The sequence below is a fragment of the Acinetobacter sp. Gutcm_16 genome (genome assembly GCF_028649355.1).
Lineage (GTDB): Bacteria > Pseudomonadota > Gammaproteobacteria > Pseudomonadales > Moraxellaceae > Acinetobacter > Acinetobacter johnsonii.
On the sequence record NZ_JAQSUV010000031.1, the window covers coordinates 62,041 to 83,269 of the forward strand.

The 21,229-nt window shown below is 41.8% G+C and carries 13 protein-coding genes and 1 tRNA gene (1 of these 14 cut by a window edge); 9 read left to right on the forward strand and 5 right to left on the reverse strand.

All coding sequences use genetic code 11. From position 1 onward, the window contains the following. The 6 genes from PTT44_RS08785 to PTT44_RS08810 form a co-directional block, all read left to right on the forward strand. Positions 1–64, forward strand: a tRNA-Met gene (locus PTT44_RS08785) (it extends 101 nt beyond the left edge of the window). A gap of 29 nt (positions 65–93) precedes the next feature. Continuing rightward, positions 94–5,334, forward strand: coding sequence for a beta strand repeat-containing protein (locus tag PTT44_RS08790; RefSeq protein ID WP_273795617.1), 5,241 nt, complete (start codon positions 94–96; stop codon positions 5,332–5,334). A 92-nt stretch (positions 5,335–5,426) separates the two neighbouring features. After that, complete coding sequence (locus tag PTT44_RS08795) at positions 5,427–6,512, forward strand: tetratricopeptide repeat-containing glycosyltransferase (protein ID WP_168159761.1); 1,086 nt, start codon at positions 5,427–5,429, stop codon at positions 6,510–6,512. Then, positions 6,509–8,125 (forward strand): TolC family protein, encoded by a 1,617-nt coding sequence (locus tag PTT44_RS08800; RefSeq protein WP_168159760.1) that lies wholly within the window; start codon positions 6,509–6,511, stop codon positions 8,123–8,125. Before PTT44_RS08795 ends, PTT44_RS08800 begins: the two co-directional genes overlap by 4 nt. After that, positions 8,122–10,257, forward strand: a complete 2,136-nt coding sequence (locus tag PTT44_RS08805; RefSeq protein ID WP_168159759.1) for a type I secretion system permease/ATPase — start codon at positions 8,122–8,124, stop codon at positions 10,255–10,257. Before PTT44_RS08800 ends, PTT44_RS08805 begins: the two co-directional genes overlap by 4 nt. After that, positions 10,254–11,441 carry an HlyD family efflux transporter periplasmic adaptor subunit gene (locus tag PTT44_RS08810; RefSeq protein ID WP_168159758.1) on the forward strand — a complete coding sequence of 396 codons (1,188 nt, stop codon included), beginning with the start codon at positions 10,254–10,256 and terminating at the stop codon, positions 11,439–11,441. Before PTT44_RS08805 ends, PTT44_RS08810 begins: the two co-directional genes overlap by 4 nt. A gap of 134 nt (positions 11,442–11,575) precedes the next feature. On the opposite strand, the gene yddG is transcribed toward PTT44_RS08810, so the two are convergent. Together yddG and pdxR are read right to left on the reverse strand one after the other, a co-directional pair. Continuing rightward, on the reverse strand, positions 11,576–12,460 hold the full coding sequence (gene yddG / locus PTT44_RS08815) for an aromatic amino acid DMT transporter YddG (RefSeq protein ID WP_168159757.1): 885 nt from the start codon (positions 12,458–12,460) through the stop codon (positions 11,576–11,578). A gap of 173 nt (positions 12,461–12,633) precedes the next feature. Beyond that, on the reverse strand, positions 12,634–14,136 hold the full coding sequence (gene pdxR / locus PTT44_RS08820; protein WP_168159756.1) for a MocR-like pyridoxine biosynthesis transcription factor PdxR: 1,503 nt from the start codon (positions 14,134–14,136) through the stop codon (positions 12,634–12,636). 109 nt (positions 14,137–14,245) lie between these two features. Between pdxR and PTT44_RS08825 the strand changes: the two genes are divergently transcribed. Together PTT44_RS08825 and PTT44_RS08830 are read left to right on the forward strand one after the other, a co-directional pair. Then, positions 14,246–14,890, forward strand: coding sequence for an FMN-binding negative transcriptional regulator (locus tag PTT44_RS08825; protein ID WP_168159755.1), 645 nt, complete (start codon positions 14,246–14,248; stop codon positions 14,888–14,890). Positions 14,891–14,935: 45 nt separating this feature from the next. Next, entirely contained in the window at positions 14,936–15,526 is a 591-nt protein-coding gene (locus PTT44_RS08830) for a GNAT family N-acetyltransferase (protein WP_273795618.1), read from the forward strand. Between the two features lie 121 nt (positions 15,527–15,647). On the opposite strand, the gene PTT44_RS08835 is transcribed toward PTT44_RS08830, so the two are convergent. The 3 genes from PTT44_RS08835 to PTT44_RS08845 form a co-directional block, all read right to left on the reverse strand. Beyond that, entirely contained in the window at positions 15,648–18,164 is a 2,517-nt protein-coding gene (locus PTT44_RS08835) for a TonB-dependent siderophore receptor (protein ID WP_168159753.1), read from the reverse strand. A 66-nt stretch (positions 18,165–18,230) separates the two neighbouring features. Beyond that, positions 18,231–19,187 carry a FecR family protein gene (locus PTT44_RS08840; RefSeq protein WP_168159752.1) on the reverse strand — a complete coding sequence of 319 codons (957 nt, stop codon included), beginning with the start codon at positions 19,185–19,187 and terminating at the stop codon, positions 18,231–18,233. Between the two features lie 20 nt (positions 19,188–19,207). Continuing rightward, positions 19,208–19,723, reverse strand: coding sequence for a sigma-70 family RNA polymerase sigma factor (locus PTT44_RS08845; protein ID WP_168159751.1), 516 nt, complete (start codon positions 19,721–19,723; stop codon positions 19,208–19,210). Between the two features lie 296 nt (positions 19,724–20,019). On the opposite strand from PTT44_RS08845, the gene PTT44_RS08850 reads away from it, so the two are divergent. Then, on the forward strand, positions 20,020–21,228 hold the full coding sequence (locus tag PTT44_RS08850; RefSeq protein WP_168159750.1) for an efflux RND transporter periplasmic adaptor subunit: 1,209 nt from the start codon (positions 20,020–20,022) through the stop codon (positions 21,226–21,228). Position 21,229 lies beyond the last annotated feature (1 nt).

A 21,229-nucleotide genomic window follows, 5' to 3' on the forward strand; every position in this document is an offset into this window, starting at 1 on the left:
GATACAAACGACTTGATTGATTACCTCAAAGGTGCAGATGGTGCGACTGGCGCAACAGGTGCCACAGGTGCGGATGGTAAGTCAGCACTAGAGTTGCTGATCGAAGCTGGAGAATTACCACCGGGTTCAGATACGAACGATCTGATTGATTACCTTAAAGGAGCAGATGGCGCGAATGGCGCTACAGGTGCGGATGGTAAATCAGTATTAGAATTATTGATTGATGCTGGTGAATTACCAGTAGGTTCTACAGTTTCAGACTTGGCTGAATATTTGAAAGGTGAGGTTGGCGCTACTGGTGCTACGGGTGCCACAGGCGAAACTGGTGCTACAGGCGAAACTGGTGCAACGGGATCTATAGGCGCTACAGGCGAAACTGGTGCTACAGGTGAAACTGGTGCAACGGGATCTATAGGCGCTACAGGCGAAACTGGTGCAACGGGCGAAACAGGCGCTACAGGTGGAACTGGTGCCACAGGCGAAACTGGTGCAACGGGTGCTACGGGCGAAACTGGTGCAACGGGCGAAACAGGTGCCACAGGCGAAACTGGCGCTACAGGCGAAACTGGTGCTACGGGTGCCACAGGCGAAACGGGTGCTACAGGCGAAACGGGTGCTACAGGCGAAACGGGTGCTACAGGTGCAACGGGTGAAACAGGGCTTGTAGGTGCAGATGGTGCAACGGGTGCCACAGGCGAAACTGGTGCTACGGGTGCCACAGGCGAAACAGGCGCTACAGGCGAAACTGGTGCTACAGGTGTAAGTGGATCAGCTGATTTGATTACAGGTATTACTTTAAATGCCGATGCAAATGCAAATGGAAAACTCAGTCAGCGCGAGCTTCTAGATGGGCCAAATACAATAACGATTGGATTGGGTGCAGATGCCAAGGCAACAGATGTCATTATAGTAAATGGCACTTCGTATGTGCTTACTCAACAAGATATTGATGCAGGAGAAATAGAAGTTTCTGTATCTGTATTGGACGGGTTGAATTTCATACGTGTTGATGCCTCAAATAGCGATGGTCAGACAGATGTAGACTTTAAATTCTTTGAAGTCACTGATGGGAACTATATTGGTAATGTGAATGTCATAAGTGATACGAATGGAAATAACATTATTGATAACACTGAGCTAGGTGTAGGTAGTACGATCGATGTTCGTGTGCAGATTGGTGACGATGTCCGCGTAGGAGATGTTATTTCTTTGGGTGGCGTAGAACATACAGTAACGCAAGCTGACATAGATCAAAAATACGTAGAATTTTTAGATGTACCTGTAACACAAGGACAAACTGAGACGCTAGATGTCGATATTAAATCTAATACAGGGACTGAGTTAGATGATGCATCTAAAGATATACAGATTGATGGTGCACCACGTGACATCGTAAGTTCGATTGACTTCCCTAATGATGTAAATATCGTAGGTGGCGATGGCATACTGACTCCAACAGAGATGGATGGTAAAAACTATACCCCTGTAAAAATTACATTAGGTGCAGATGCTCAGGTCGGAGATATCATTGTTGTCAATGGTGACAAATATATTCTTAATCCATCAGAGGTGAGCAGCCATACCTTAATAGTTAACGTATCAGTACGAGAAGGTCAAAATCCGATTGATGTTTCAGCAACGGATCAATGGGGTAATGTAGATCGAGTAACTGATTCAATCATTGTCGATTTATTACCACCTGTTGGAGGGGCTGTCAGTATTCTTACACCTATTGCAGGTGATGATGTTATTGATGCCAGCGAAGTTGGGGGTAATATTACGGTTACAGGGTCTGTAACGTTGCCTGCTGATACAGTCTCAGCAACAGTTGTGATAACGGTAAATGGTCAGACATATCCTGCAATTCTAACCGGAAACACATGGACAGCATCTATTCCAGGTAGTCAGTTTGCTGGCGGTGCTGGTAATGTTCATGCTGAAGCGACTTTTACTGACAGTGTTGGTAATACATCATTACCAACGGTGGCTGATGCTGCATATACCTTAGATATTCCAGCAGTACTGAGTGATTCCGTACTTGCAGGAGTTGGTGTAAATCCACCAGTTACAGGTAGTACTGTTAAAACAGGTACAAGCCTAGCTATGGACAGTACCTCAGCGCCCGTCACGGCAGTTGATGGAAATGGTACATTAGTGCTGATGACTGTTGGCGGTGTCGCTTTGGTGTGGAGTGGAACTGGTACACTAGCAGACCCATTTATTGCAACTGCAACAGGTTTGACAGAGCCAGTATTGAGTATCACGATTAATAATAATGGCGACTATACGATTGTTCAAAACCATAGCCTTGACCACCATCTAGTGGGTGCAGACAAAATCACCATTACGATTCCAGTTCTAGATGGAGGTCTTGCACATGATGTACTGAAACTAGAAATTGTTGATGGTGTTCCTGTTGCAGCTACAGAGAACAGGGCAAATTTAACACAACAAATAACACAGGGGTCAGAAACGCTAGATATCAGCATACCGCAAACTTATCGTGGGTCAGCTGTTGAAACCTTTGGTGGTGATGTTGAGGGTGCACATGTAAGTAAAGTGACTATTGAAGGTGTTAATTTTACTTATGATGGTACGACCGTGACGCCGCCTAGCAGCTTTAGTGGTTCAATGATTGTGACTTCACATACTGTGACAGATAGTTCAGGTACATCCTTAGTTGTCACGACAGCTCGTGGTGAAACCATTACGGTGAATTTAGACACTGGAAATTATACTGTTGAAGTTACAGGTCAAGGTCTTGCAGTCAATGAAGCGCCTGAGGCGAACATTGCTGGCGCTGGTGGCTTACTTGGTGGAGGCATTATCAATGCTGATGCATTGGGCGTGATCGATCTTTCACAAACACAGACGTTCTCGGTTTCGGATGCCAATGAAAACTTGACCAAGGTGAATGTGGGATATGAGACATCTAGTTTATCCTCTGCATTAGATGGACTAGTTTCAGCACAATTAGATAGTGTGCTTGATGGCCTAAGGGCTGTCCCTGTTGTGGGGCCTCTACTTGCTAATGTTTTAGAGGGCTTAGGTGTTACAGGTCTAATAGAGGAATTAATTACAAATCCAAATGGTTTGATTAATGGGCTATTAGCACCAATTGTTCAGCCATTAACTGACTTATTGAATGAAGTATTAAATGGCAAACTTGTTCTTGATTATGATGTTCAGATGGCAACGGAATTAGGTTTAAAAGTTACAGCTGTTGCGGGTGATTATAATAATAACTTCAAAGCGAGCTTAGTCATTGAGTCGCTAACTGCTAATGGTGTCATTGACTCATTAGCTGTCAATCAGTTATTAGGGACAGTTGAAGCAACAGATAGTGGCGGTGGTTTGTTAGATCTACTTGGTTCAAATTTGAATCTACTCACTACTTTAAATCTACAAGCAACTGATCAGGATGGATCACTAAGTGCGCCAGAATCTCAAGATTTAACGATTCAGTTAGGGCTGCTTAGTGATGGAATTCAATCGAATACTACTGTGATTAAAGATAACGGTTCCAATCTTAACCAAAGTGGTGCGACATCGTCTGTTCAAATCTTTGGTTTAGACGGCAACGATATCATCACAGGCAGTAACTTTGCTGACATCATCCGTGGTGGAGCTGGTGACGACACAATCGATAGTGGTGCTGGAAATGACATTATCATTGGTGGAAAAGGCAATGACACGATGACAGGCTACTTAGGTCGTGTGGTCTTCAAGTGGGAAGCGGGCGACCAAGGAACTGTTTCATCAGCAGCAAGAGACACAATTCTTGATTTTGATACTCGCTCTGTAGCACAGGGTGGTGATGCAATTGATCTATCTGGTTTGTTGTCTGGTGCGAGTCGTGTTGGCACTAACTCAATTAATATAGGACAGTACTTATACTTTGTTGAAATTGGGGGGAACACAGAAATACATATCAGTTCAACAGGTGGTATTACAGATATTACAGCCTCTGATACGGTAAATGCAGTTGATCAAGTGATCGTACTTGAATTTGTGTCAGATCTGCTAGACCAATTTAATAGTCAAGAAGAACTCATCAATTTCTTACTTAAATCTGGAAAATTGATCATTGGCGAACAAGTGCTAGATCAGACGACTTATGACAGTAATAAAGCTGATGATCATCTGAATATCGACATTGAAGTCAAAGATGGAGATGGTGATACAGATACACATAACGTGGATTTAACAGTTGGTAGTTTAGAAGACGCCAATCAATATCAGCCAGACTTTGATCCAAATAATGTTGCACCAGAAATTAGTTTAGAAGTGAATACGCTTCTTGGCTTGATTGGTGTAGATGCACTTGGCTTACTAGATCTTAGTCGCCAGTCTTATTCAGTCATCGACCAAAACAACAATTTGCAACGCGTTGAATTGGTTTATCAACCTGTAGTTAATGTTGGCTTAACACGTGCTTACTTTGCCGTCAGTACAGAGTTGGCTACTGAGCTAGGTTTGAAATTTACCTCAGTGACAGATGGTGGTTTACTCAATCTACTCGGCTATAGCAATACACTCATCATTACGGCACTAGATGGTGGAACGATTAGCAATTTGGCTATCAATGAGCTTTTAGCAGCAGTTGAAATGCGTGCGGAAGATGGCACATTGCTTACAGGTAATTTGTTAACTACAAATGTACTGAACTCAGTTTCAATGACAGCCATTGATAGTCAAGGTGCATCATCAACGAAGAGTGGTGGTAGCTTAATTGATGTGAACTTACTCGATAGTTTTAGCAATGGTGATACGTTCATATTTGAAGGCTCCAATGTCACTGACAACCTAGACCATTCTGCGGCAACAGAAGGTGTACGTTTATATGGCTATGCTGGTAATGACACATTAACAGGTGGCGCTGGCAATGATCTGTTACGTGGTGGAGATGGAAATGACACACTCATTGGTGGCGCGGGGAATGACTTGTTGATTGGAGGGTCAGGCAATGACACGCTTACTGGTGGTACGGGTAATGACACAGCGCTATATGAACTTCTAGATAATTTAGATGCTAAAGGTGGTAATGGCACTGACACTTGGACTGATTTTACGGTTGGTGCGGGGGCAGATAAAATTGATGTTTCTGCATTGCTCGATGGACATCAGACTGCGACTAATATAGGTAACTATATTTCTGTGACAACTGATGTAAATGGACATGCAGTGATTGCAATTGACCGAGATGGTAGTGGAACGAACTTTACTGTCAAATCAGACTTGCTGGTGCTAGAAAACATTACAGCCAGTAGTTTAGGCGCTACAGCAGAGGATCAACTTCAGACCTTATTAAATAATAATCAGATCATCTTCTAAACAGAAGGAAAGGAATAAAAAAGGATGCTTTGTGTGTTTAAACACAAAGCATCTCTTCTCTATGTATTTGATGAATTGGATATAAGTAATAAATGAAAAAGCATATTCGCCTAAATATGATTGTTAAAAATGAGGCGCATGTCATCTTAAGATGTTTGGCGTCAGTTAAACCTTGGATAGATTCATGGTGCATTGTAGATACCGGTTCGAGTGATGGTACTCAGGACATTATTCAAGACTATTTAAAAGACATTCCTGGGCAGTTATATGAACGGCCTTGGAAAAATTTTGGGTACAACCGTACAGAGGCACTACAGCTTGCAGTCTCAAAAGATCTGCCTACTGCGGATTATCTCTTATTCATTGATGCGGATGAACAGTTGCAAGCTGCTGAAGATTTTGTTTTACCTGCACTTACGGCGAAAGCCTATTATTTTCCAGTGATTTATGGCGCTTTGCGTTATCGACGTAATGCCATGATTTCTACAACTCTAGAGTGGAGTTGGAAAGGGGTCATACATGAATATCTTCACTCACAGCAATTACATCGTTGGCAAACACTTGAAGGCTTGAACATATTTGTTCAGCATGATGGTGCTCGAGCAAAAAATAAAAATACATATCTCAAGGATATTGCTTTGCTGGAACAAGGACTCATAGATGAGCCAGATAATTTGCGCTATGTTTTTTATTTGGCACAAAGTTACCGTGATGCTGGCATGTTTGAAAAAGCACGCGAGTATTTTTTAAAGCGTGCTGTAGCAGTTGGTTGGGAGGAGGAGCGCTGGATGGCCCAATTTCGGGCGGCGCAAATGGCCGAACGTCTAGGGCTAGATGAAGTCATCATTCACCGTGAATATTTAAAATCATGGATTTCAAATCAGTCACGCGCTGAACCACTCTATGCTCTAGCACGTTACTATCGGCTAAAAAAAGACTTTGACTTAGCTTGCTATTTTGCTATGCAAGCTATCGATATTCCTAGCCCCAAAGACGGGTTATTTGTGGATGCAAGTATCTATGAGTGGCGAGCATTAGATGAGTTGGCTGTTTCAGCAACCTATTGTAAAATATATAAAAAGCAAGGCCAAGAAGCCATGCAAAAATTGCTAACAGAAAAAAAGTACCCGAAGACACAGCAAGTGCGCATGTTGGCAAATGAGAAATTTTATAAATGAAAAAAAAGGAAATGATTCGCTCTGAATCAAAATCTGAATCCATCTTTTTAATGAACAAATGGTCTATTGCCGAAAAAAGAACGCATTTTATTTGTATGCTTAAGAGTTCTGGTTTTTGGCACTCCTCTTTATATTTAAGTTTAGTTTTATTGTTTCCCGTGACATTTGCAAGTGCCAATACAGAACAACCATCTTCTGTTAAAAGTAAAATCAATCAAATATGGCAACCTAAACCTGACGATCAAGCCAATACGATTAAAATTGATGATTTTAATCGTTTATTCACCAATACATCGTCAGTCCAAGAGTTACCAAAAATAAGCGCCGCAGTGACGACTGACATGCCAAGTCATAGTGTAAGGTCTGTCGCTGTAACAAAAAGAAGCCAACTGGATTTTTTAGATGCGATTCGGCAGGCATTGCAACGTCGTCCCGAAATTACTCAAGGCATTGCGGAAGTTGCTCAGCAGCAAGCAAACATTGATACCGTCAAATCACAGTATTTTCCTCAAATTTCGGGAGGATTTAATACTGGCGACTTTACGACAGGAGAGCGTGGCCGACAAGTTTTTAGTATTTCTGCGACACAAATGCTTTATGACTTCGGCAAAATAAAAAGTGCTGTGACTGTCGAACAAGCAAAGTTGATGCAAGACCAAGCACAGTTATTACTTGAAATTGATGATATTTCATACCAAGTAGCCAATGCAATTGTGAACATCAAACGTTATGAAGAGCTCGTAAAAATTGCTGATCAACAAATTAGTGGTATTGGTCGTATCGCCGAAATTGCGCGGTTACGTGCACAAGCTGGTATTAGTAGCCAAGCAGATCCGATTCAAGCGCAGTCAAATTTAGAAGCAGCGCAATCGACCAAGGTGGTTCAGGAAGCCCAATTACATCAGTATCAACAAAAACTCAGAACTTTATTGGGATACGACGTTTCAAATGTAAATATAAATATGCCCAGTTTTTTAGTTGAAAAAGCAGGGTTATACGATGAAATTGATTTTAATAACGTTTCAAAAATGATGGCCGCACAAACTGCAGTTCAGATTGCGAAATTTCAGAAGCAACAAACTAAATTAAATGTCTATCCAACGTTAAATATTAAAGGCAGCCTGAGTCAGGCGGTAAATGGGCGCAATCCAAATAATAACGAAGATGATGGTTTTTATAATTCAATCATGCTTGAAGCTTCAAGCACCTTTTTTCAAGGTGGAGCGATTAGTGCGAGAAACCGTGCTGCTAGTTATGCAGAGGAAGCAGCTAAAGCACAAGTCAGTACTGTTTATTTAGATGTATTGGATCAAACTCGTTTGATTCAGACAGAAGTGGAAAGTAAGCAAAAGCAAATGGTGGTTCTTGTTCAACGACGTGAAACCACAAAACGAACCAAAGAACTCTATCAAGAACAATATAAATTAGGCACACGAACTGTTGTTGACTTGCTCAATGCTGAACAAGCAATACATGGTGCAGCTCAGGAAATTGAAGCTGCTCGCTATGATATTTATACAGCACTGATTCGATATATTGAAATTACTGGCCGTAGTAGAGCTGTTTATCAATTAAATAATACGCCTATTCAGGGACTTGAGGTGGTGTCATGAGCAGTTCATTAAATTACCAACCATGGCTAAAAGCAGTGCTTCGTATTGCAAAGCACTATCGTATTGAAACATCAGAAGAACAACTTCGTTTGCAACTCAACTGGAATCAAAGTGATTCTATCGCGGAGACTTTGACACTCATAACCCGTCAACTGGGGATGAGTTTACGTCAAGTACCATTCAGTCAGGATTTGCTCAATCCATGGTTATTACCTGTTGTTGTCGAGTTATCGGATGGACAAGTTGCTGTAATTGAAAAAGCAGATTCAGAAGGCAATATCAGCATCCAATTTAGTGCTGACGCTGGGCTTACACAAACCTATACCATTACGAAACTACAAGAACATATTCGCTTTGTTTATATCATTCGACCTGAAAAATCGGTGAGTGATGTCCGGGTTGATGAATACATCAAGCCTTATGAAGCCAGTTGGTTTTGGGGCATTGTATTACAAGACTGGAAACGTTATATCGACATTATGTTTGCCTCTTTAATGGCGAATATCCTTGCATTAGCAACCGTCGTCTTTTCTATGAATGTCTATGACCGTGTCATTCCAGCACAGTCAATCCCAACGTTGTGGGTGCTGGCAGGTGGAGTATTAATTGCGGCAATTTTTGAGTTTTCGATACGCGTTGCACGGGTTTTTTTATCTGACATTATTGGTAAAAGAGCAGATTTAAAGATATCGGATCGGGTCTTTGGTCATGCTTTACGCATTAAAAATAAAGAACGCTCAAAATCAACAGGTACATTTATTTCTCAAATTAGAGAATTAGAAGGGGTTCGTGAACTGGTCACTTCAACCACCATTTCAGCAATTGCTGACTTACCTTTTTTCTTAATGTTCTTAGTAATCTTTTGGCTTATTGGCGGCAATCTGTTTTGGGTCATGCTTGTGGTTGTTCCTTTGATGATTTTGCCGGGGCTGCTGATTCAAAAGCCTTTAGCAAAATTGGCTAAAGAAGGTATGCGTGAAGGTGCGATTCGTAATGCCATGCTCGTTGAAGTGGTACAGGGTATTGAAGACATTAAACTGCTTAGAGCTGAGTCTCGCTTTCAAAATCAATGGAACCGAATGAATGAAATTTCTGCGGATATTTCTATGCGTCAGAGAAAGTTGGTGGGTGTGTTGAATGCATGGACACAGAAGATTCAAGGGTTGACCTTTGCTGTTGTCGTGTTAGTGGGGTGTTTTGCGGTCATGAAAGGTGAAATGACAACGGGGGCATTGGTGGCATGTTCGATGCTGTCTTCTCGCATGCTTGGACCTATAGCCCAAATTGCAGGGGTACTTGGGCGCTTACAACAGGCAAAAGTTGCAAAAACAGGTCTAGATGAACTGATGAAACGTGCTGTTGATCAACCTGAGCGGGCACATTTAATTCATCGACCTGTGATCAATGGTGATTATGACTTAACAGACGTTAGTTTTAAATACAGTGATGGAGATGAAAAGCCCAACTTACACATTGCTAAATTGGTCATAAGAGCTGGCGAAAAAATTGCGATTCTTGGACGAAATGGTGCAGGTAAATCGACCTTATTACAGTTGTTATCGGGGATGCAAGAACCCATACAAGGCAAAATTAAACTCGATGGACTGGAATTAAGACTGATTGATCCCGCAGATGTAAGGCGAGATATGGGATTGCTCAATCAAAATGCACATCTCTTTTTTGGCACAGTTCGAGAGAATTTGACGCTTGGAGCACCTCTGGCCAGTGATCAAGAAATTTTAAATGTCTTAAAAATTACAGGTGCACTCGATTTTATTCAAGCTAAAAAGGAAGGGCTTGATTTTCAAATTTTAGAAGGTGGTACTGGGTTTTCAGGTGGGCAACGTCAGGCTTTGTTAATGGCGCGCTTATTGATTTGTCAGCCGAATATTTTACTGCTCGATGAACCAACGTCATTTTTAGATGAAGTCACAGAAAAACAATTAATTGATCATTTAAAGCACTGGTTAAGACCAAAAACCATGATTATTGCGACGCATCGTCGTGCGGTTTTAGAACTTGTCGATCGGATTATTGTGGTGAACGACGGAAAGATTGTAATGGATGGACCACGAGATCAGATTCTAAATCAATCAAAACAACAAAAAACTGCTGAGGTGTTGAAGTCATGAGTCAAACGGAATCTAGTAAAAAAAGCGTTTCTGCTCTCAACTTTCAACCGCCTTTACCGAGTGTTAGCAAGTTCATTTGGGTGATTTGTATTGGATTACTTATGCTGTTGGCTTGGGCATGGTTTTTTGAATTAGAAGAAGTCTCTACAGGCTCAGGTAAAGTCATTCCATCATCTAAAGAACAATCGATTCAATCCTTAGAAGGCGGGATTTTAACTAAACTGTATGTCAGTGAAGGGGAAATTGTAAAGCAAGGACAAGTTCTAGCACAGCTAGATCCAACGCGTTTTGCTTCAAATGTAGGTGAGTCAGAATCACTCTTAATTGCGTCAAAAGCGACTGCTGCAAGACTTCGTGCGGAGGTCAACGCTACTCCCTTGGTATTTCCAGAAGATGTGCTAAAAATTCCGAAGCTAGTTAGTGAAGAAACTGCACTATATCAATCTCGCCGTTCGAACTTAAATGATTCGATATCTGGCTTAAGTCAGGCTTTGGTTTTGGTGGAACAGGAGCTTGCGATGACAGAGCCCCTTGTCGCAAAAGGGGCAGCCAGTGAAGTAGAGGTGCTTCGTTTGAAACGAGAGGCCAATGACCTTCGAAATCAGATGAACGATATTCGCAATCAATATTATGTGAAAGCACGGGAAGAATTGGCCAAAGCCAATATTGATATTGAAACTCAAGCACAGGTGATTAAAGGCAAAACGGATACCTTACAGCGCACTGTTTTTAAGTCACCTGTACGGGGCATTGTCAAAGAAATTGATGTCATGACCATTGGTGGGGTTATTCCACAAAATGGAAAGTTGATGACCATCGTTCCTTTAGATGAACAGCTTTTAATTGAGGCTCGCATATCCCCACGCGATATTGCTTTTATTCGACCAGATCAAGAGGCTTTGGTAAAAGTGACAGCCTATGATTATTCAATTTATGGTGGTTTGCATGGAAAAGTGACGGTCATTTCACCAGATACATTACGAGATGAAGTCAAACAAGATCAGTTCTATTATCGTGCTTATATCCGTACAGATTCAGACAAACTTATCAATAAGCAGGGTAAACAATTTAACATTACACCGGGTATGGTGGCAGTCGTGGATATTAAAACGGGGCATAAGACTGTGTTGGACTATTTAATTAAACCGTTTAACAAAGCCAAAGAAGCACTGCGTGAACGCTAATATTCTCCTATTTGTTTAAACAATAAAAAAGCCAACGATGAGATCATATGCGTTGGCTTTTTATTAAGTCACTGGTTTTACAAATAAGAATCAGCGCTGAAAATTGGCTTGAAAGAGACTCTGTTTTGAATCATTTAAGCTTTGGTTTTGGTCGAAACCCAACAGAGTAGAGCACCAAGACAGACCATCAATGCGCCTTGCCAAAAACTGAAAGTTAAATGCGTACTTAAAATGACGGCGGAAACCACAGCAGAAAGCACAGGAATAAAATATGATGCGGCAGCCAAGAGCGTGACATTGCCATGCAATATACCAATATTCCATGCGCCATAGCCCATACCCATTGCAAAGGCCGCGAGGACTAAATAAATGGTGGGTTGCAGTTCAAAACTCAAAGTACCTTCACCTAACAACAACCATTTAACCCAAAGCACTATTGAAACTAAAATGAAAAATAGCGTTACTCCATTTTTACCATTCGCCATTTTTGCGGTGAGGGTGCAATAAGACGCCCAAAGTACAGTGCCGAGCAATGCCAAACCATAGCTTAGAGGGTTATTTTGAACATTGCTGAGCATGCCTTTAAAGCTTAATCCTTGATCGCCGCCCAGTACCCAACAAATTCCCACCAGCGAGATAAAAAAGCCGGGTATGATGAGAAAATTGGCTTTTTGTTTATTAAATACAATCGCAAAAATGATAGTAAAGGTCGGCCACAGGTAGTTCACCATACCAACTTCGATGGCTTGTCGACTGCTGGTTGAGTAACCAATGGACAGGGCAAGGCAAATTTCATAAGAGACAAACAGCAAGCTACCCCAAACCAGATAGGGAAGAGGAAATTCTTTTAGCCGAGGCCAACCAAATAAGAGCAACAAAAAAACAGAGGCCAACGAGTAAATGAGGGCGGCTCCACCAATTGCTCCAAAGCTGTTGCTCACTTCTTTAATCAGAGCAATAATTAAACTCCATAATACAATGGCCGCCAGACCAATCCATGTTGCTTTCGTTGAGTTCATTTTGTTTGTAGTCTTTAACATATTCATTTAATTTGTAAATTCTGTTTAGCATCTCCATTGTTTAGTTTAAAAACAGATTTACAGTGCAATTTTAAAGGCTACTAAGCGCCGCAGACATTATACGGAAAAATGGGGGGCAGTCGCTTATAAACCTGAGGATGAATCACGTGAATTTACTTCACCTCAAGGGGCTGCTCATGCTGCTTGAGAATATTTGCCAAACTTTGTACAGCACACTCCATTTGTGTCAACTCAAAATCACCTAAACCAAGTACTAAACCAGAGCGTTTACGTTCCAAGGAAAAGGTTGGAGAAACCGCTTTAATCGCAATACCAGCATCGAGTACAGCTTGAGCGATTTTCCGATCATCCATGTAATCTGCAAGCCATAGCACCATATGCATGCCTTGATCTCCAGCTTGTAAATAGCCTAAGTGTTTTGGAATATAACGTTCAATCATGTCAATTAAATATCGACGGTTCTCTGCATAGACATTACGAATCCGTCGAATATGACGTTCTAAATAACCTTCTTGAATAAAGGCAGCCAAAACGTGCTGATCAGCAGAGGGAGGATGACGGTCGATCAAAACACGCAATCCACAAAAAGGGGCGACCAATGCTTTGGGTAGTACGGCATAGCCGAGGCGCAGTGATGGGAACAGCACTTTGCTAAATGTCCCCAAATAGATGACTTGTTCAGGTGCTAACCCTTGCAAGGCTGGAAAAGGCTGGCCACTGTAGCGCAGTTCACTGTCATAATCATCTTCAATAATCCAAGCGCTTTGCTGTTTGGCCCACGTGAGCAATGCCTTGCGTCTAGCTAAACTCATCGGCATGCCAATTGGGTATTGATGAGATGGGGTGACAAAAGCAGCTCGGGCATTTGGCGCGAGGTTTATACCTGTATCGACTTGAATTCCTTCTTCATCTACGGGAACACGAACAATGTGTAAGGGTTGTAGTGAGTTTTCTAGTAGAGCAGTTGTACCGCGGTAGGCAGGGTCTTCGACCCAAACCTGGTCTTGTGCTTTAAACAGAATTTGACTACAGATATATAGAGCCTGTTGGATGCCACTAGTTATCACAATTTGCTCAGGTTCACAGTGGACAGAACGAGAGCGTCGTACATAGTCAGCAATCGCAACTCGTAAGGAAAATACACCTTGTGGGTCATCATAACCTGAGGGTGCGCCTACTCCTCGAGCACGATAGCGGTTGCCAAATTTTCTCCAAATATCATTTGGTTGGGTGCGCCCAACAGGTACAGAGACTGCAAAAGGAAGATGGGGGAGAGGTTTAAATTCTTTCAATACTTCAGCATAGGCTTGAGCTGCAGGTGTTAGCTGAACGTGAGTAGGCTGAATATTTCTCCGCTCCTGAGTTTGCTGAGACTTTGAATGCGATAAGGCATCTGAAACGAAAGTGCCTTGGCGCGCACGTGCCTCTAAAACCCCTTCAGCTAAGAGTTGATCATAGGCTTCAATGATGGTGCCACGCGAAACACTTAATGTCATCGCCAATTCTCGCGAAGAAGGTAAGGGATCCCCCGCTTGTAAATCACCGTTTTGTACTGCGTGTCGCAATGCTTGGATCAGCTGGGCAGCTATTTGTCCCTGCATTTTATTGAGTTTTGCGATAGAGGGAAGTTCTACGACTTTTGCCATTCTTGCCATAATTCTGGTCTACTTAAAGTAATACAAACTGGTACTTTTGAATAATCCAATTAAACCTGAAAATTTACAAGAACAAATATAGCAACATTGAGTTTAAGGAGGTTGTGCCGTGTATATTCCAGCAGATTTTGAAGTGACTCAAATAGATGAGCTATATCAGCTCATACAGAATTATCCATTGGGTATTTTATTTACACATGGGATCAGTGGTTTAGACGCGAATCACTTACCCTTTGAGTTACAAGCCGATAATACTGAATTTGGCATATTGCATGCCCATGTCTCTCGAAATAATCCTGTTTGGCAAGACCTGAAGAGTGGCGATGAAGTGTTGGTGGTCTTTCGAGCTGGGGACGCGTATATCTCACCGCAGTGGTATCCCAGCAAACAAGAGCATCATCAGCAAGTACCGACTTGGAACTATCGAGTGGTACATGCTTACGGTCGTGTGACTATTCGGGATGATGAACGTTATGTGCGCGGTGTGGTGGCACGTTTGACACGAACCCATGAAGTGGCGCAGCCAGAGCCATGGAAAATGTCGGATGCCCCGAAGGACTATCTTGAACCCATGCTAAAAGCAATTGTGGGGATCGAAATCGAAATTACTCAGTTGCAAGGCAAATCGAAGCTCGGCCAAAACAAAGAGCACCAAGATGTTCTGGGTGTAGCGAATGCACTGACAAAAACAGGACAGCTTGAGATAGCCGATGCAATGCATTTGATTGCCGTATCAAAAATCAACTCGAACTAGCCACAGATGATCCAACTTACCGAATTGAAATATAAGGAGTGAGCCATGCAGTGCTTAAAACCTGTGATTTTACAGGGTGAGAGAATTATATTAAAACCGCTTGAGTTTGAACATGCATCAGCACTGTGTGATGCAGTGCGTGATGGCGAGTTATGGAAGTTGTGGTATACCCGCATTCCTTCACCTGAGCAGATGACGGCCGAAATTCAACGCCGCCTAGATTTACAGCAGCTGGGCAGTATGTTGCCATTTACGGTAGAAGAACGAGACAGTGGTTGGCTGTTAGGGATGACAACTTTTATGAATATCGAAGCCGAGCACCGCCGTGTTGAAATTGGTTCGACATGGTATAGACAGTCCGCGCAGCGTAGTTATGTCAATACGGAGTGTAAAAATCTTCTGCTTTCGCATGCATTTGATACTTTGAATTGTATTGCAGTTGAGTTTCGTACGTCTTCTTTTAATTTTAAAAGTCGGGCTGCGATTGAACGTCTGGGGGCAAAATTAGACGGAGTGCTTAGAAGCCATCAAATTGTACAAAACGATATTTTAAGAGATACGTATGTGTACAGTATTTTAAAAAGTGAATGGCCTGCGGTGCAGCAGCATTTGAGAGCGTTCTTGAGCAAGAAATAACATTTTGTCTAGCCGACTCGTTTCATTGGAGAAAAATAATACATAAAAAAGGGGCATTATTTTCATATGAAAATAATGCCCCAGATGTACAACTAAATGATCACTGATATTAGACTCAAATTCACCAGTCGTATTTCAGACCCACTCTAAAGTTGGTCGGTGCTCCATAATAACTGTTTGTAGTTGATAGATGATATTTCTCATTGAACAGGTTATTTAAATTAAAATTCACTACAAGATTTTCATTGATTTTATAACGTGCCATCAAGTCAACCAATGTATAGCTGTCTTGTGTGAATCGAGTCTTATTAGACTCATTATCTTGATAAATTTCACTTTGCCAGCGTAGTCCACCACCTACTGTTAAAGCTTCGTCGAGGTAAGGCAGGGTATAAGTGGTAAATAATTTAGCGGTATTGTTTGGGATACTTGTATTTAAGTTCTTGCCATTTTTGTCCTGAGAGAGATTGCGTGAAAAACTTGCAGAAAGTTGCCAAGTATCCGTCAGTTTACCTGTGGTTTCTAACTCAAAGCCGCGGCTTTTTGTACCAGATTCTGTACGGTATGCTTGAGAGCCATTTGGTGCAGTTTTCCCTTCTATTGCAATGCTTTTATTATCTTCTTGGGTTTGATAAATGGCAGCACCGAAGTTTAGTTGGTTATCAAAGAATTCACCTTTAATCCCCAGCTCTGTGCTATTTCCTACCAGTGGATCGATATAGCTACCTGTGGTGGTTTGCTTGTCTTGTGGTAAGAAAATATTGGTATAACTTGCATAACCTGTCCATTGCTCTGTTAAGTCATAGGTGATGCCAACATAAGGAATGAGTTTGTTCTTTTCTTCACGTATTGAAGTCACGAGTTTTTGATCTGAGTTGGTGTAGTCTTTATCTACGCGTTGCCAATTTTCTAAACGTGTTCCTAAAATCACCGCCAGTGGATCAGCCAATTTTAAACGTACTGCACCAAATACAGATTGGCTTTTCTCATCATTGCTGTACCAGCCATCAATCGGCATTTCAGGGCGTGTCGGGTTATGCCCATCCCACTCGAAAATATTATCCAAAGTATTTACACTCCAACCCGAATAGGTTGGACGTTTATTTTTACTTCTGGCATAGGTGGTGCCTAAAACCACATCATGGCTTTGGTTGAGTAAGTCAAATGAACCATTTAAGGTTAAGTTAAAGAGGTCTTGAGTGGGTTCGTAGTCCCAGTGAGATCCATAGAGTAAAGTACCTGCCCCAGTTTCTTTATTAATTCCTGAGCGTGCGTAACCATAACCGACAATTTCATCAGAGGCTGTGATCGTACGAGATATGACACCTTTGAGCTTCCAACGCTCGTTAAACTGGTGCTCAATATCTGCAAAATAAGCTGTTGTTGTTCGATCAGACTCACTCCAACTTGCAGCATTTGAGTCCGAACGTGACCAATCGATGAGACTGCCATCGGTATAAAATGAAGGTAAACCGCCACGGGCAATACCTGAAATATCCATTTTTTGATAACTGAGCCCCAAACTGGCTTTGGTTTTTTCTGTAAGGTCTGCCTCAACAACACCATAGGCAATTTTACGTTCTTCACTATAGCGGTCGATATAAGAGTCGCCCGTTTGATAGGCGAGAACGGTACGTCCACGAATCGTGCCTGCTTGGTTTAATGGAGATGAGACATCGACATCGGTACGATAAGTGTCCCATGAACCTGCGCTAGCGCTAATAAAGGCTTTAAAATCTTGTAAAGGTTTCTTTCTTACCATATTAATACTTGCACTGGCAGAGCCTGCACCCGTCATTAAACCATTGGCACCACGCACCACCTCAACACGGTCAAATAAAGCAGTGTCCTGACTTTGGAAAATACTGCTATATGAACTTATCAGCTTTACGCCATCGAGTAGAAAGTTATCAACCGTTTGGCCACGTGCATAAATAGGCGAGTTATCACTGCCGATGTTACCGTTTTGGTTAATGGTCAAACCTGCGGCCTGTGAAACAACATCGGTTAGTTGGGTCAGGTTTTGATCTTCCATTTGTTGGCGCGTAATGACACTCACCAACTGTGGCGTCTCTTTGAGTGAAAGTGCCAAACCCGTCGAGGCTGTGGTGGCTTTGGCTGTATAAGAACCCGAGCCTTCAGTCGTTAAGTTATTGCCTGAGTTTGCTTTTAAAGAAATCGTTGCGAGCTGAGCAGTTCCATTGGCACTGGTCACTTGACTACTGTTTGCACCTGAAGCGTTATTGGCTTGACTATGAATGGCTTCGAGTTGAACTTCTCTTGTTTGAACGTGAGCTCGTTGTCTTGCTTGAATACTATAGCCGCCATTGTTGACTTTTACTGCAAGCAAAGCATGAGGTTGTAATAATGCAGCCAATGCTTGATCGATAGCATAATTACCTTTCAGCGCCTTAGCTTGCAAATTTGAAAGAGCCTTTGAGTCATAGCTGATGGTAGTCCCTGTTTGGATTGCGAGTTGTTTTAGCGCCTCATCTAAAGGGAGTTGAGTAATGTTCACAGGATACGTTGTGGCAGCATAAACAACAGTAGTAGCGAAGCTTCCTGCCATCAGTGGCATGCCCCATAAAACTGCGCGAATAGCCATCGCTAATCTACTTTTTGCCTGATAATCCTTCATGCGGTGTTCTCGACTGGGAGTGTATTTCTGTATAAGTCGAGTCAGCTCAAAAAAAGGGTCAAATTTTTATCTTTTTTTTATTTTTAATAGATAAGCACTGTAATAATCCAATTCAAGCTGATGGGTATAGGCCAAGTTCTCTAGACTTTGCTTTGGGTTTTTTAATGAAAACACCCCTGAAACACGAACTTTTTCTAACTCAGGATCGATAAAATAAGTTCCATTTTGATAACGGTACAATTCATCTAGCACTTTTTTAAGTGGCCATTGTTCTACAACCAGTAAATGTTGTGTCCAATAGGGTTGGTCATTTTGAAGCGGGTTGATGACTGAAATTGAACTGGCATCAAAACTGGTACGTTGACCTTGCTGTAAAAGTTTTCGTGTCGTTGTTTCAGCAGGATATAATGCTACCGCATGTTCATAAACTTTGACTTTGGTGCGATGTCGGTCTTCTTGGCGAACGGTAAATTGTGTACCCAGTGCTTCAATTTTGCCATCTTGGGTCGTAACCATAAATGGACGATGCTGCGGATCTTTTGCCGTCTGAATATAAATTTCGCCTTCCACCAATTCAATTTGTCGAGTTTGTTTTGAAAAGTCGACATTCACATAACTGTTACTGGCTAAAATCAGCTTCGTGCCATCTGCCAAAGGCACCGTTTTAATTTCACCCACTTGGGTGTGGTAGTCGGCTTGCCACTTTGCCCAAGGCATACTATATGCACTTAAACCAAGGACTAAAAAGCCCGATAGCCCAAACAGCATATTGTGTTTTAAAGAAGTATTAAATTTTTGCTTAGACTCGACTAATGCATCAGGTTGGAAAGAGGAAGGTAAGCCCGATAAACCTTGTGTAAAACGTTCGATCTGCGAAATGGCTAAAGCATGTTCCTTACTTTCAGATTTCCATTGCTCAAATTGCTGTAGTTGTATTTCGGTGATTTCCCCAGAATGAATCAGCACCAGCCAATCCGCGGCTGCATCTAAGATACTTTCAGGAAGAGGGGAAGGCTGTGACATAGCAGTTGTAAGGAAATCGATTAGTCGGTTGGATTATAAAGACTTATACAGGCTAAAAAAGCCTGCTTCATATCTCTTTTTACCGTTGCTTCAGAAATATTCAGCTTTTCGCTAATCACTCGATAGGTCAGACCATCTAACTGAGACAACAAAAAGACTTGAGATGTGCGCGTCGGTAGTTTCTCAAGCATACGATGAACCTGATACAAGGTTTCTCGAATGCACACCTCATGTTCTGCCGAAGGGTAGTAGTTTTCTGGTAGCTGTGCCAACGCATCTAAATACAACCTTTCAACATGCTGATGCCGCCAGTGGTCAATGATCACATGTTTAGCAATACCCATGAGCCATGCTTGAGGCTCTTTAATTTTTTCAAAACAATATTCACTTTTCAGAGCACGATAAAACACTTCCTGACTCAGGTCTTCAGACTGATGGTGGTGTTGTAGTTTGTGTTTGAACCATGACAACAATGTTGTTTGATGGGTGTTGTAGAGATGACTAAACCACAATTTTTTTTGGACATTTAAGTTCATATTTTTAACTCATGACCCTAGAAAAATATCCTGAATCTCAGCAGTAAAAGTGGGATAAAGAAATGAAAGGTTGAATATTAATGATAATCATTATTAAATGCAATTACAAATCGCAACATTTAGCATGAGCTGTTTTTTGTTTTCATCCGTCTTATTAATAGATATGCGTGATTTGGGATAGGAAGTTTCAATTTTTTAAATACTTAATTTGATCAAATTTTAAAAAATTGTATGGATCTTCCGATTTTGAACAGTATGTGTTGGGCGAGAATTTTTTGTAATGAATAGGAAATGTAATGAGTGAGCCATTGAACAATAACAACCCAGCAAAGCATTTTCTTCATCGTCGAACACTTTGGATTGGATTCATCATTGTCATTTTATTGTTAGGCATGGGAGGGTTGTATTGGAAAAAGGCCATGTCTCAGCCTAGTGAAGAATATAGTCAATGGGATAAACCTGTGCCTGTACGTGTTGTACCTGTGCAGCGACAAGACCTGCAGGTGGAAATCAAAGCCATTGGGACGGTTGTTCCGACCCATACAGTGAATGTGCAAACTCAGGTCTCAGGCGTTCTCAAGCAGATTTATTTTAAAGAAGGGCAGACTGTTCAAAAAGGACAACTTCTTGCTCAAGTTGACCCTGCACCATTTCAAGTGGCTTTGGCACAGGCAGAGGGGACACAACAGCAAAACTTAGCCCAACTCCGAAATGCAGAAACTGAGTTAGCACGTTATCAACTGCTGTTTAAGCAAGACTCCATTGCTAAACAACAAGTTGAACAACAGCTCGCTTTAGTCAATCAGTTGAAAGGGCAAATACAGGCCAATCGTGCACAGGTTGATGCAGCCAAATTACAATTGTCTTATACCAAAATTTATTCACCGATTAATGGACGAGTTGGTTTTCAGCAGAAAGATGCGGGTAATTTAATTCAGGCCAATGATACGACAGGTTTGGTCAGCATCACCCAAGTTCATCCTATTTATGTACAGTTTTCAGTTGCTGAACATGATTTGACTCATTTGCGTGAAAACATGAAACAGGGACATCAAGTCCCAGTCAAGGCATGGGATAAAGCAGAACAAAAGCAACTTGCGGTTGGGCAGGTGCAGGCGTTGGATAACCAGATTGATGCCAATACAGGTACCTTAAAGATCAAGGCCATTTTTGATAATCGTGATGATGTTTTATTTCCCAATCAGTTTGTCAATGTTCGTTTAAATGCACATACCGTTCAAGATGCCATCAGTATTCCAAGTGACGCCGTGCAACATGGGGCCAAAGGCACTTATGTGTATATCGTCAATTCGCAGAAAAAAGCAGAAATTCGTATGCTCACCCTTGGCTTAAGTTCTAATGGGCAGATTCAAGTTTTAACAGGCTTAAATGGTACGGAGCAGGTGGTTTTAGAAGGAATTGACCGACTTGCAGAAGGCAAAGAAGTTCAAATTGTCTCGGATCAACCTCAAGCGATGGCCACATCAAAATCTGCTGTTGGATAAG

Excerpts from the sequence above, each read along its gene's own strand:
- PTT44_RS08800 (WP_168159760.1), top strand. The coding sequence starts at position 6,509 with ATGAAAAAAAAGGAAATGATTCGCTCTGAATCAAAATCTGAATCCATC.
- PTT44_RS08835 (WP_168159753.1), bottom strand. The coding sequence starts at position 18,164 with ATGAAGGATTATCAGGCAAAAAGTAGATTAGCGATGGCTATTCGCGCA.
- PTT44_RS08840 (WP_168159752.1), bottom strand. The coding sequence starts at position 19,187 with ATGTCACAGCCTTCCCCTCTTCCTGAAAGTATCTTAGATGCAGCCGCG.
- PTT44_RS08795 (WP_168159761.1), top strand. The coding sequence starts at position 5,427 with ATGAAAAAGCATATTCGCCTAAATATGATTGTTAAAAATGAGGCGCAT.
- PTT44_RS08805 (WP_168159759.1), top strand. The coding sequence starts at position 8,122 with ATGAGCAGTTCATTAAATTACCAACCATGGCTAAAAGCAGTGCTTCGT.
- PTT44_RS08845 (WP_168159751.1), bottom strand. The coding sequence starts at position 19,723 with ATGAACTTAAATGTCCAAAAAAAATTGTGGTTTAGTCATCTCTACAAC.
- PTT44_RS08850 (WP_168159750.1), top strand. The coding sequence starts at position 20,020 with ATGAGTGAGCCATTGAACAATAACAACCCAGCAAAGCATTTTCTTCAT.
- PTT44_RS08830 (WP_273795618.1), top strand. The coding sequence starts at position 14,936 with ATGCAGTGCTTAAAACCTGTGATTTTACAGGGTGAGAGAATTATATTA.
- pdxR (WP_168159756.1), bottom strand. The coding sequence starts at position 14,136 with ATGGCAAGAATGGCAAAAGTCGTAGAACTTCCCTCTATCGCAAAACTC.
- yddG (WP_168159757.1), bottom strand. The coding sequence starts at position 12,460 with ATGAACTCAACGAAAGCAACATGGATTGGTCTGGCGGCCATTGTATTA.
- PTT44_RS08810 (WP_168159758.1), top strand. The coding sequence starts at position 10,254 with ATGAGTCAAACGGAATCTAGTAAAAAAAGCGTTTCTGCTCTCAACTTT.